Source organism: Bifidobacterium vespertilionis (assembly GCF_008698145.1).
Taxonomy (GTDB): Bacteria; Actinomycetota; Actinomycetes; order Actinomycetales; family Bifidobacteriaceae; genus Bifidobacterium; species Bifidobacterium vespertilionis.
Genome location: NZ_RZNZ01000003.1, coordinates 189,451 through 201,586, shown reverse-complemented (window position 1 = coordinate 201,586; position 12,136 = coordinate 189,451). Strand labels below are relative to the sequence as shown.

The following is a 12,136-nucleotide window of genomic DNA, read 5'->3' as shown; positions in this document are numbered from 1 at the left end:
AAGGAGAAAAACCGCATATGACCACCAACCCCACCATCGGATTCATCGGCTACGGCAACATGGCCCAGGCCATCGCCCGCGGCCTCGTGGACGCCGGCGTGACGAGCGGCGAGAGGATCGTCGCCTGCGCCGCGCACTACGACAAGCTCGAAAGGACCACGGCTCAGGTGGGCGTCCGCCCGCTGCACACACCGGCCGAGGTGGTCGCCGCGGCCGATGTGGTCGTGGTGGCGATCAAGCCCTACCAGATCGAGGCCGTGCTGGGACCGTTGGCTTCTGCGCTCGCCGATCCGGACAAGTTCGTGGTCTCGATCGCCGCCGGATGGGATCTGGCCAAATACCGCGCGCTGTTCGGCGATGCGGCGGACGGCATCCATATCCAGTGCACCGTGCCGAACACGCCGATGGCCGTGGGCAAGGGCGTGCTGGTGACGGAGGATGAGCACACGCTCACGGACGGTCAGGCCGCCCTGTTCGAGGCGCTGTTCGGGCCGATCTCGCTCATCGAGCGCGTGGATGCCGCGCATATGACCATCGCCATGACCATCTCCGGTTGCGCGCCCGCCTTCACGGATATGTACATGGAGGCGCTGGCCGACGCCGGCGTGAAGTACGGTCTGCAGCGCGCCACCGCGTACCGTCTGGCCGCCAAGATGGTCGAGGGCGTGGGCGCGCTGTACCTGGCCACCGAAACGCACCCCGGCGCCATGAAGGACGCCGTCTGCTCGCCCGGTGGCACCACGATCCGCGGTGTGTCCCAGCTGGAGAAGGACGGGTTCCGCGGTGCCGTGATCGACGCCGTCGACGCCATCCAGGGGTAGGCGGGCTTGCTGTCATCCTGAGCGAGCTTCGTGTCATCCTGAGCGAAGCGAAGGATCCTTCGGCTTCGCTTCGCTACGCTCAGGATGACAGAAAGCGACTTTCCACGTCATCCTGAGCGAAGCCCGGTAGGGCGGAGTCGAAGGATCCTTAACTCCATTCAGAATGACGGATCCGCCCAGTTTGGTCCGGCAGGAGGGGCACAAACTGGGCAGATCGGAAGGTATGGAGCAGAGCGTGGAGGCTAAGGATCCTTCGACTCGCTCCGCTCGCTCAGGATGACAGAAAGCGACTTTCCACGTTGTTCCTCAGCGTTGCGTCCGTACGTACAGGTGGTACGGCCGGTCGCGATCGATGGCGAACAACGGAACGAACATGAGCCCGGCGGAGCGGTGCGTGAATCGCAGCGTGCCCGGCTTGCGCTCGAAGGCCGCATCCGGGTCCGCCGCGTCCACCGGCACGTCCAGCAGCTGGTCGTGGTCGCACAACGCGGCCAGTACGTACGGCCCCCATGTCACCGCCGCCAACTCGGGGCGGTCCGGCGCGGGGATCAGTCGCATGCGCGGTGCGAATGCCAGCTCGATGCGCATGCCGCCAAGCGCGTCCCTGCCCAACGCATCGGGCGTGATTACGAGTTCGCCGCCGTCGCCGGCCGTTCCATATCGGGCTTCGATCGGCTCCCCGTCCACGCGCACGTTCGCTTTCGGCCGGCCTTGTCCGTCAACGCTCCACGCCGGCACGTGCAGCCGCAATGCGTCCACGGCCAGGCGCTTCACGTCGATCGTCACATGTCCGGGATCCTCATCGCGCACCATCACATCCAGATCGGCGGCGGGATCGCGCAGCGTGCCATTGAGATAGCGCGTGACGATCAGCGCGGATCGCCTACCCGCGGCGTCCCGCGTTGAATCGCCGTCGCGGGCCACATAGTACACGCCCTGCGCGTAGTAGAAGTGCGATTCCAATCCGGTGCCATGGCAGCAGCTGTTCTCGTCCGCGTCGAAATCCTTGTGCCCGCCCGGCTGCGTGGGCATGAAGTACGTGCTGCCGCCTTCTGGCGCATGATCGGTGCTGGCTGCGATGTGGTTGACCGTCGCCAGTTCCGCGAAATCCGCATACCTGCGCCGCTCATCGGCGGTCGCATACGGGGCCAGCGCGGCCGTGAGCTTGAGCATGTTGTACGTGGCGCAGCTTTCCGCCGTGTCGTCCGCGAGCAGCGCGCCGATCACGTCGGGCTGGTGGAACATCTCGCCCTTGCCCGTGCCGCCCATCGCATACAGATGATGGGCGAGCACCGCGTCGCAGAAGAACCGGGTCTGCTCCAGATAATGCGCGGCATCGTCACGCGATTCGCCGATCGCCCTGGCCAGTGTCACCCATCCGATCACCTGCGGGATGTGCTGGTTGGCGTGCAGTCCGCCCAGCGCATCCACCCGCTGGCGCATGGGGACCATGAGCCGGTCGTTGTCGAACAGCCGGGCGGCCGCAAGATGCCCGGGATCGTGCGTGAATCCGTACAGATCAGCGAGCGACTCGTTCATCCCGCCAAACTCGCCGGCGATGTACATGCCCCACATGCGCTGCAGCTGCTCATGCGGCAGTCGGCTGAGCCGCGCGTACACCCAATCGCCTATCCCCGTTGCCACATCCAGCGCGGTCCGGTTGCCCGCCCAGCGCCAGGCGTCGAGCAGTCCGGCGAGGATCTTGTGCAGCGTGTAGTAGGGCGCCCAAATGGTGGGGTAGGGGACGTAGCGTTCCAATTGATCGAACTGGTCCTCCGCGTAGGCGGACAGGAATCCCGGGTGGAAACCGGGCTTGGCGGAGAACGCGCGCTGCACCTCGGCCAGCGAGTCGACCACGTAGTCCAGCTTGCGCTTGATCGTCCCGTCCCCGCTGGTCGCGTACGCCAGCGCATAGGCGGACAGGCAGTGGCCGGTGGTGTGGCCGCGCAGCAGCGAATCGGGCGCGTCCCAGCCCGTCATGGCCTGCGCGCCGCGTGTGTCCAGACCGCTCGCGCGGCGGAACTCCACGAGCAGACGATCGTTGTCCACCGTCCTGAGGAAGGCGAGCCGACGGGCCTGATTGCCCGCCAGCACGCCATCGCCGGTCAGCCGCACATGGCTCAGGGGGATCGGGACAAGGTTGTTGCCGGCGGCATCGGAGGTTCTGTTCCGTGCGATCGCCGGATCGTCGCTCCGCGCGTGCACGGTGGCGGTCACGGGGATGTCCGTGCGGTCGATCACCCCGTGGAACGTGCCGGTCCAGCCGTCCGGGCCGGCCATGCGGGCGGTGCCACTCTGCCAGTCGATGCGCTGGGACAGGAGCCGGCCATCATCCGCGCGCACGGCCGTATACATCGGTAGATCGAACGATGCGCCGGCCCGGACGGTGGCGTCGATTGGGAAGACCTCGCTCACCCGGATCCGGTTGGCCTGCTCGAGCACGCGGACGTGGAATGCGCGGGTCGCAGTCGCCTCCCCGTGCCGGACCGTGGCGGTCAGCGTCACATCGCGATCGCCCCGTCCATACTCCGGCTGCCGCACGGCCCCGTCCGGGCGGATCCAGCGATCGTCGCTGCTGGACCAGATGATCCCGGAACCGTTGGCGCCGCGCGTGGGCAAAGTCAGATCGAATTCGACGGTGCCGGTGTTGCCGATGTAGAGCAGTTCGGCGTCCCGCTCGGCGAGTTGGGCGTCGGACGCGTCGGCGCGAGTGCTGGCTGACTGGGAAGCGTGCGTTTCCGTGACGGGCTCCTTCCGGTAGATCGCGATCATGCCAAGACACGTATAAGTCGCAGCCGTGACGATCATGTAACGGGCGCACCGGGGCGAGAGGCCCGTCACGCGGCGCGAATGGCCCGTCACGCGGCGCGAATGGCGTCACCAGGTGCGGGCGCTCCCCGTGACGGTGCCCGGGAGGCCTTGTCCCGCAAGGGTTTTGAAGTCGCGTCACTTGGTGCGGGCGCGCCGCGTGACGTGAGTCGCTCCCTGTGACGGCCCATTCGCGCCGCGTGACGGGGCACCCGCCGTCCGGTCCGTCCGGTTCGCGCCCCCCACCCCCCGATGATTACGCGCGAATCGCCCGGGCAACGTTGTCTGGGATAATGGATGTATGCGTCAAGGGGCTGAGGTCTTTTACAAATGCCGATTCCAGACCGCTCCGGCGCTGGAATTGGCCGATCCGCTATGGCGGATCGTCGTGCTGGTGCGCACATGGTTGTGCGGCCGGCACGCCACCATGTCCGCTGACGATGACGTCTGGCGGACCCGCGTGCGCGACGGGGGACAATGCTCGTCGGACTCCGGCGACGTGCGCATCCGCTCGGTCATGTGCGAGAACGAGGAGGGCGGCGGATTCTCCTGGGCCTGCCGCGTGGAGGAGATCGACGAGGGCGACAACGATCCGGTGACGGGCGGTCGTTTCGCCGGCCGGACGTGGACCACCGAAATCGGCTACCGCGAGTCGGGGGACGATCGGCGCGGGGAGATGGGCATACTGGTCTCCTGCTACAACGAGCCCCGGTTCATCGGACGGGTGAAGTCGCCCGGCATCCCCATCGTGCCCGATCTCGTATACCTCATCACCGGTGCCGCGGATCTGCGCTGCGGGGTGGCGGGCATTCCCGCGGACCGCTTGGTCTTCGAGATCGGCGGCACCAATCCCGAGCACAGCGCGTCGAAGTTCTGGTCGCTGGTGACCGCCGCGGACCGCACGTACCCGATCGTGTACGTGGGCACGGATTGGACCGGCTGGCTCGCGCTCGATCCGGACGAACTCAATCGGGCCATATTCCCCAATGCGCTGATCTGCAATCCGGCCGATGCGGATGCCGAGCGCCGGCTCATGGTCACCCAGCCGGCGGCCGTGCGCTGCGAATGGCACGGGGTGAGCGTCTTCCCGCCCACGGGTAAGCCGATCGTGCGCGAGAACGGATTCGACGGCGACGCGATCGAGTCCATCCGCGACAATGACCGCGAACAGGGCGTCTCGCACACGCTGTGGGGCGAGGACACGCCGGATCCGGTGATCGTGATGATCCGCCGGGCGCTGGCGGAGGATGTCTCGTTCTACGAGGGCGGCGGGCTGATCACCGTGGAGAAGCTCGGTCGCGAACTGGCCGAACGGGCCTCGCGGCGCAAGGTGGCGGAGACGCGGATGAGGCTTGACGCGGCGCTCGCCGATGCGAAGGAATCGCAGGTCACGCTCAACCGGTTGCGCAGGGAACGCGAGGAACGCCGATCTGGCGGCGAGGCGGATGCGGATGGCGATGATCTGGTCACCTCGCTCACCGGGGAGGTGACGCGTCTGGAACGCGAAGTGGACGATGCCCTCGATCTGGCCGGCAAGGCCGAGGACGCGCGACTGGCCGTGGCCACCGAGCTGGCCGATGCCCGGCGCGAGCTGAGCGATCTGTCCCGCCAACTCGGCGACTACCGCAGGGGCGACGGACCGCAGGCGGCGGCCCACACCGAGGCCCTGCTCACCTACGACCTGCCGGCCATGCTCTCCGCCAGCACCAAACGCGAGAACGCCGCCGTGGATGCCACCCTGGTCGCCTTCTTCGCGCGCCGGTACGAGGACCGCATCCACGTGGTGGCCGGCGCCCTCAAGGGGTGCATCACGCGGCCGGCGCTGCTGTGGCAGGGCATGCTGTGCATGTGCACTGCCGTGTACGGCATCTACGCGCGCGGCAACGGCAGCGGCAATGCGGAGGACCGGCTCAAGCAGGATCCCAGCGTGCCGGCGCGCTTCGAACTGGCCATGTCCGAAGGCCCCAACACCAACCGCAACCCGCGTCTCGTGAAGCTGCGCCAGGTCTCGTACGAGGGGCGCACGGTGGACATCACGCCGCACCTCAAAGTGGGCCGCGGCGCGGACAGCATGGACACCCTGCGCATCTACTACGGCTGGGACGCCGTGGACAACAGGCTGGTGATCGGGCACATCGGCACGCACCTGCTCAACGACACGAGTCTGAACGGGCGGTTCTAGGGATCCGGTCCCGTTGCGGATGCTCTGAGGTGGAGCCGTCGCGCTAGGCTAGCAGGCATGTCTCTTACTATCGGAATCGTGGGCCTGCCGAACGTGGGCAAGTCCACCATGTTCAACGCATTGACCCGCAACAACGTGCTGGCGGAGAACTACCCGTTCGCCACCATCGAGCCGAACACCGGCATCGTGCCCCTGCCGGACGACCGTCTGGCCGTGCTCGCCAAGCTCGTGCACACCGAGAAGATCGTGCCCGCCACGGTGACCTTCGTGGACATCGCCGGCATCGTCAAGGGCGCGTCCGAGGGCGAGGGCCTGGGTAACAAGTTCCTGGCCAACATTCGCGAGGCCGACGCGATCTGCGAGGTCGTGCGCGCCTTCAAGGACGACGACATCGTGCACGTCAACGGCAAGGTCGACCCGGCCGACGACATTGACACGATCAACACGGAGCTGATCCTCGCGGACCTGCAGACCATCGAGAACGCCCTGCCCAAGCTGGAGAAGGACCTGAGGGGCAAGAAGATCGAGCCCGCCTACATGGATGCGGTCAAGAAGGCCAAGGGGATCCTCGAGAACGGTGAGACGCTGGACAAGGCCGCGCGCGAGGGCCGCTTCGACAAGGACTCCGTGTACGACCTGCACCTGATGACCGCCAAGCCGTTCATCTACGTGTTCAACGTGGACGACGATGAGCTGGCCAACGACGAGCTCAAGGCCAAGCTGGCCGCCTCCGTGGCCCCCGCGCCCGCCGTGTTCCTCAACGCCCAGTTCGAGGCCGATCTGACCGATCTGGACGAGGCCGACGCGCGCGAGATGCTCGCGGACGCGGGCCTCAAGGAGTCCGGTCTGGACCAGCTGGCCCGTGTGGGCTTCGACATTCTGGGCCTGCAGACCTTCCTCACGGCCGGCGAAAAGGAGGTGCGCGCCTGGCAGATCCACAAGGGCTGGACCGCCCCGCAGGCCGCCGGCGTGATCCACACCGACTTCGAGAAGGGCTTCATCAAGGCCGACATCGTCTCCTACGACGATTTCGTGGCAGCGAACGGCTCCATGGTCCAGATCAAGGAGGAGGGCAAGCTCCGCCAGGAGGGCCGCGACTACGTGATGCAGGACGGCGACATCGTCGAGTTCAAGTTCAATGTGAGCAAGAAGTAGCCTAGGCATTCCCTGAATGGCTTCATACCGCGTAAATCGTTGGTATGAAGCCATTTTTGTTATCTGCTCTTGTCGTCCGGCATCCGCTGGAACAGGGCTGTAAGGTGCTGTGGAATGCTGGCTTAGGCTACCCTTTTGGCTACCCCTAGGTGAGGATCCATGGAGTCCTGTTCCCTGAACGCATAGGAACAGGGCATGAATGAGGTACAAGATAAAAAGCAACGTCGGCCGCATGGATCAGGTGCGGTGTATCGAACGGCGAATGGCACGTGGATTGCGGCGAGGGAACTGCCTCCGGACCGGGCGACGGGCAATCGGCGACGTTTGACCGCGAAGGGAAAGACCAAGGCGAAGGCACTTGGGCGGTTGAAGACCAAGGCAAAGGAATATGAACGGACCGGGAAGATCGCATCATCCACTTCGCCTTTGCTCCGTGATTGGTCGGAGCGTTGGCTGAAGGAGATCGCCACAGTGGGAGTGCGCCCGAAGACGGCACGGTCTCTGGAGGTGCAGATGGAACGAATATGCAACCTGATTGGTGGCGTGCGGCTTGGGCGCTTGGAGCCCTCGGACATGCGAGTATGTGTCGCGGGATTGGAAGAAACGTTGGCTCCGCTTACGGTGCGGGTTACGTGGGCAACGTTCGTGCGTTGCATGCGCGACGCTGTGCGTGAAGGATTGATTCGAGACAATCCATGTGACATGGTGGATTCCCCGAGCGGCAGGAGACAAGATTTTCTTATTCTCACCCCTGCGCAGGCAACCAAACTTTGCAGCGACGAAGTCGAACTCATGTGGAAGCTGGATTGGGTGCTGGGATATCAGACCGGTATGAGGACTGGGGAGCGGCGCGGAATCACCTTCGACGAATTGGTCACAATCGACGGCGTACCGTGCATCCATGTGAAGCGACAGTTGCAGCGGATCGCAGATGATGAGCCGAAGTGGCCTAAGAGGATGGCTTTCGTGCCGATACCGCAGGGCGACCATGAGTGGCTGGTGCCACCTAAGACGGAGGCGGGCAATCGGCTGATTCCGTTGCCGGCAGAGACGTTGGCATTGATGGGCAAGTGGCGCGAAATGCGCCGTACGATGGGATACGGCGAAGATCCGTTGGACCTGTTGTTCATCGATGATAAGCATGGTGGGCGGGCGGTGACCGGTGCCCGGGAACGGTACATGTTCGAGAAGGCCCTGAAACACAGCGGCCTTCCCCATGTGCGCATTCATAGCATGCGGCACACACTGATTACGGCTCTTGCCCAGCAGAACCTCCCCGAAGCCATTCGTCTGGCGTATGTCGGGCATGAGGATGGCAAGGTGGACGCCCAATACCAGCACATGTCGGTGCAGTCTCTTGTTGCCGCCGCTCAAGCAGCTAATAGGCTGATTGGCGTTAGGCAATGATCTGATGTTCGTATTGAGTATTGAATACGCGGTTAATTGCGCGTGGCGGGGTCGGTGTGGATGCCGTGGTCTATCGCGGACAGGACGATCATGGACAGAGTGTGCCGCGGGTTGATGCCGAGCGCCTCGCCGGCCAGGGCGATGGCCTCGTCCTCCATGCCGACGGCCCAGTCGAGGTAGGCCGCCGCGGCCAATGGGTTCACGGCCCGCTTCGTGTGCCCGGCTTCGGCGAGACGGCGGGCGATGCGCCGGGCGCGATCGGCGTCGATGATGGCATGCCCGCGGAACGCGCCGGCGAGGACGCGGTCCATGATGCTCCGGGAGTACGGGTCGTGCGCGTGCTCGGCGAGCATGCCGAAGTCGTCCGCGCACAGGGCCGGGTCGAGCGCGAGGACGATGACCGCGTCCCGCCACGCGAACCGGTGTTCCATCTCGGTTATGAACATGGCGATGTCCGCGTCCGTGTTGACCGCGTTCCACAGGGCGGTCGGGGTGATGCCGGTGGCGGGGTGCGTGTTGATGGCCATAAGGTGCTCCTTGACTGGGTTGATGTGACTTTGTTTTCGCCGTGTTCCGGCGTGGCAGTGCCAGAACCCCGGTCCGTGGCGGGCATGACGGGACGTCTCCGACATGCTCGCGTGCGGCCTGTCGTGTCCGCCGCGGACCGGGGTTAGGGTGCCGTCCCGCCGGAACATGGGGAAACCGCCGCCCGCACGGGCGGCAAGGGAATGGGATGATGACCGCCCGACCCGTGTCGGGCGTCCCCGTCGTGGCGCGCGGTTTGCCGCGCTCCCTGCTTGCCGGGACGCGGGTCACGGGACCGGGACCGTTTCATGTACGGGGATGACGGTGCCGTGTGTGTGGCCGCGTAGCGGCCGAGCCGGGCCGTCCGGCCGTTAGGCCGGCGAGCCCGGCGGCTCGGTATTGAATACGCGGTTAATTGCGCGTGGCGGCCGAGTCGAGGCAGGCGTCGATGACCTGCAGGGCGAGGGGGATCTCCCCGGTTTCGGTTTTCTGCAGGACGAACGCGCGGATGGAGGGCGCGTGCCGCAGCATGCGGTATTCGTCCGCGTCCATGGCGAACGCGTCCGCGCTGTGGAGGGTGTCGTCGATGATCTGCCGGTCGGTGCGTTCCGCGCCGAGCCCGGCCATGCGCCGCAGGCTTCGGCTCCATGTGATCGACCGGCGGCGGCTGGTCGCGTCCACGTATTCCAGCCACAGGCTTCGCATTGACGCTCCCGTATCGGAGGGGAGGGGCTGCGTGTCGTCGAGGAATTGGAACGGGTTCAGCCCGTCGGTTTTCCGCGCGCGCTTGCGGTCCGCGCGCGTCATCTCACGGGCCAGGTCGTATCGGCCGGAGTCTTTCGCGTCGGGGGTCTTGCTCATGTAACTGGCGAGCCGGATCATGTCCCCGTCTGCTTTTTCCACGGTCACGCCGCGTCGTTTCGACGGGGCCTGCGATCCGGATCGACTGTTCGCACGGCCGTGGCCCACATGGCGTGGATGTCGCCGCGCATGCGGTCGGGGTCGAAGTCGCGGTCGAGGAGCAGCAGGACGTGCAGGTGGCAGTGCCAGCCGCCCGTGGGACTCCATGTGATCTCCATGGACCGGATGTAGTGCATGATCCCGGCATGCCGGGCCCATGCGCGCCATGCCTGCCCGCCGCGCATGCGCGACCATGCGCCCGACACCAGATCGATCATCGCGCGCAGCGGGTCGTGGGGCGTGTGCGGGATGGTCAGGGTCAGGAACCCGATCCCGTGCCCGGCACCGGCCCGCCAGTATTCGATGGCTTGCCGCACGTCTCGGGCGCGTTGGGCGCGGATGACGGGCGTGCACAAGGGGCAGGACCATGGGGACGCGCAATGCTCCGCGCCCGTGACGAACGCGCGACCGCCGCGCACCCGGATGCCCGCGATCCCGCCCAGGGGCCACCCGCAGCGTGCCGTGCGCGGCAGTTCGCCCAACCGGTCGTAGGCCACGCGTCCCGTGCCGCGCGACGCGCGGTCGAGCAGCCACGCCTGGGACCGGGCCTGCCGCGCATACTGGCGTTCCCGCCACCCGCGCAACGCGTCCGAGTCGCGCCGCCGGTCGTACGCCGATCGCGCGCCGCCCGTCCCGTTGCCCATGGTTTGGTCCTTCCCCTTTGTCCGGCTAGTTGACGGTGCGGAACCGGACGGCCTCGTGCCGGGCCGTGTCGTGCCAGTAGCCGACGCCGGGCTTGCCGAACGGGATCGCGTGCGGCGCGCACCCGTCGCGCACGGCGTCCTCGCCCATCATCATGACCGTTTCGGCCTTGCTGTTGAGCGCCAGGGCGATCCGGTTGGGGAACCGGTCGCGCAACGGGGTGGCTTCCTTGCGGGGGTCCTGCGTGGCGGCGACCACCGTGACGCCCGCGCTGCGGCCCAGTCGCAGGATCCGGTCGAGCAGGTAAGCGGGCCTTCTCCTGCTTGGCTTTCGTGTCCCGGTCGGGCGCGCCGGCGAGCTCGCCCATCTCGTCGATCAGCACCACGATCAGGGGCATGCCCCGGTCGATGGTCGTGTTTGCCAGTCCCATGTCGCGCAATCGCCGGTTGCGTTCGCCGCGCAACCCATCCACTCGTTCCAGCAATCCGATCGCGGCGTCGAGATCGGTGGCGAGGCCCGCCATCCAATGCGACCACGGCGTCAGCTCGACCCCGTCCTTCAAATCGATGCCGTACAGCAGGGTGTACCCGTCCGCGACGGCCGGGATCATGTTGCGGATGAGCTGACGCAGGAGACGGGACTTCCCGGCCCCGCTTCTCCCGGACAGGAACGTGTGGCGCCCGGGTGGGATCGTGATCACGCCGCCGTCCAGGATGTTGCGGAACCATAGGATTCCCGCCCATTCGGGCGGCGGCGCGATGTCGCGGCGTGTCACGACAGCGTCCACTCGCGCACGCGGGGCTTGCACATGCGGGTCTCGCTGTCGTCCATGCCGAGGGCCTGCTGCAGGCGGATGCCCGCCTCCACGGCCTCTTCGGGGGAGGTGATCTTGGGGATCGCGCGCACGGGCACGCGGATGCGTATGCCGCTGGTGCGCCCCCACGTGAACGGCAGGCGGGGCTTGCCGTAGCGGATGGAGACGAGATTCCGGTCCTGCGCGTCCCGGATGCCGAGGATCGCGCACACGGTCTGCCGGTCGTCATCGGTTTCCCTCGCGCATCGGTGGACGACGACCACGACGGCGACGGCCATGGCGAGCGCAAGGACGATGACGGCGACGGTGCCGGGATGGGCTAATAATTGGTCTAACATGATGGTTCCTTTCGTATGGGTGCGGCGGGACGCCGGCGCCTTCCGGTTGGGTGGCGTCCCGCCATGGTTGGATTGGCTGTTTTTAGAGCTTGACCGGCCCGCCGGGGTTGTTCGCGGGACGGACGTCGTCGGCGCTGTAGGAGACGCCGCTGCGTCCCTCCGTGTTCCACGGCATGGCACGCAGGTTGTCGAAGCGCAGCTTCTCGTTGTCATTGAACTTGAACGGCTCCGTGTGGGGCACGCTCACCTCGAGCACCTCGGGGCGCTCGTCGGCGGGTTTGACGAGCACGCTGACGCGCTGCACGGGCACTCCGTCCCTTAGGACGGTCTTGCCCTCGTTGTCGGTGCGAGTCTCGGACTGGACGAACCGGGGCTCGCCTAGACGGGCGGGATCAACCGGAATCCTTCGCATGATTTGTCTCCTTGGTCTTTTCGATGAAATACGCAAATGGCGGTGCCGTCTGCGCTGCACATCTATGCACGG

11 protein-coding genes and 1 pseudogene are annotated in these 12,136 nt (G+C 66.3%); 4 read left to right on the top strand and 8 right to left on the bottom strand.

Annotated elements, in window-relative coordinates:
- Nucleotides 1-17 precede the first annotated feature (17 nt).
- Nucleotides 18-821 carry a pyrroline-5-carboxylate reductase gene (proC, locus tag EMO90_RS03580; RefSeq protein WP_150353116.1) on the top strand — a complete coding sequence of 268 codons (804 nt, stop codon included), beginning with the start codon at nt 18-20 and terminating at the stop codon, nt 819-821.
- 306 nt (nt 822-1,127) lie between these two features.
- Here proC and EMO90_RS03575 read toward each other — a convergent pair whose 3' ends face one another.
- Nucleotides 1,128-3,629 carry a beta-L-arabinofuranosidase domain-containing protein gene (locus tag EMO90_RS03575; protein ID WP_223849642.1) on the bottom strand — a complete coding sequence of 834 codons (2,502 nt, stop codon included), beginning with the start codon at nt 3,627-3,629 and terminating at the stop codon, nt 1,128-1,130.
- A 301-nt stretch (nt 3,630-3,930) separates the two neighbouring features.
- Between EMO90_RS03575 and EMO90_RS03570 the strand changes: the two genes are divergently transcribed.
- The 3 genes from EMO90_RS03570 (at nt 3,931) to EMO90_RS03560 (ending at nt 8,373) form a co-directional block, all read left to right on the top strand.
- Nucleotides 3,931-5,811 carry a hypothetical protein gene (locus tag EMO90_RS03570; RefSeq protein ID WP_150353114.1) on the top strand — a complete coding sequence of 627 codons (1,881 nt, stop codon included), beginning with the start codon at nt 3,931-3,933 and terminating at the stop codon, nt 5,809-5,811.
- A gap of 57 nt (nt 5,812-5,868) precedes the next feature.
- Nucleotides 5,869-6,966, top strand: a complete 1,098-nt coding sequence (ychF, locus tag EMO90_RS03565; protein WP_150353113.1) for a redox-regulated ATPase YchF — start codon at nt 5,869-5,871, stop codon at nt 6,964-6,966.
- 195 nt (nt 6,967-7,161) lie between these two features.
- Nucleotides 7,162-8,373: a site-specific integrase gene (locus tag EMO90_RS03560; protein WP_150353112.1), complete on the top strand. Its 1,212-nt coding sequence runs from the start codon at nt 7,162-7,164 to the stop codon at nt 8,371-8,373.
- 32 nt (nt 8,374-8,405) lie between these two features.
- On the opposite strand, the gene EMO90_RS03555 is transcribed toward EMO90_RS03560, so the two are convergent.
- The 7 genes and pseudogenes from EMO90_RS03555 to EMO90_RS03540 all read right to left on the bottom strand — a co-directional run bounded on the left by EMO90_RS03555 (nt 8,406) and on the right by EMO90_RS03540 (nt 12,064).
- Nucleotides 8,406-8,900: a hypothetical protein gene (locus EMO90_RS03555; protein ID WP_150353111.1), complete on the bottom strand. Its 495-nt coding sequence runs from the start codon at nt 8,898-8,900 to the stop codon at nt 8,406-8,408.
- Between the two features lie 409 nt (nt 8,901-9,309).
- The gene (locus EMO90_RS03550) at nt 9,310-9,801 is read right to left on the bottom strand and encodes a hypothetical protein (RefSeq protein WP_150353110.1); all 492 of its coding nucleotides are present in this window, start codon (nt 9,799-9,801) and stop codon (nt 9,310-9,312) included.
- Nucleotides 9,802-9,803: 2 nt separating this feature from the next.
- Complete coding sequence (locus EMO90_RS12350) at nt 9,804-10,502, bottom strand: protein rep (RefSeq protein ID WP_223849641.1); 699 nt, start codon at nt 10,500-10,502, stop codon at nt 9,804-9,806.
- A gap of 25 nt (nt 10,503-10,527) precedes the next feature.
- A complete protein-coding gene (locus EMO90_RS12345; protein WP_223849640.1) occupies nt 10,528-10,758 on the bottom strand; it encodes a hypothetical protein in 231 nt (76 codons plus the stop codon).
- 166 nt (nt 10,759-10,924) lie between these two features.
- Nucleotides 10,925-11,200: pseudogene (locus EMO90_RS12715) on the bottom strand (FtsK/SpoIIIE domain-containing protein); the annotation flags it as partial.
- Between the two features lie 71 nt (nt 11,201-11,271).
- Nucleotides 11,272-11,652, bottom strand: a complete 381-nt coding sequence (locus EMO90_RS12090) for a hypothetical protein (RefSeq protein WP_190971910.1) — start codon at nt 11,650-11,652, stop codon at nt 11,272-11,274.
- Nucleotides 11,653-11,734: 82 nt separating this feature from the next.
- Nucleotides 11,735-12,064 carry a hypothetical protein gene (locus EMO90_RS03540; protein WP_150353109.1) on the bottom strand — a complete coding sequence of 110 codons (330 nt, stop codon included), beginning with the start codon at nt 12,062-12,064 and terminating at the stop codon, nt 11,735-11,737.
- Between the last annotated feature and the right edge of the window lie 72 nt (nt 12,065-12,136).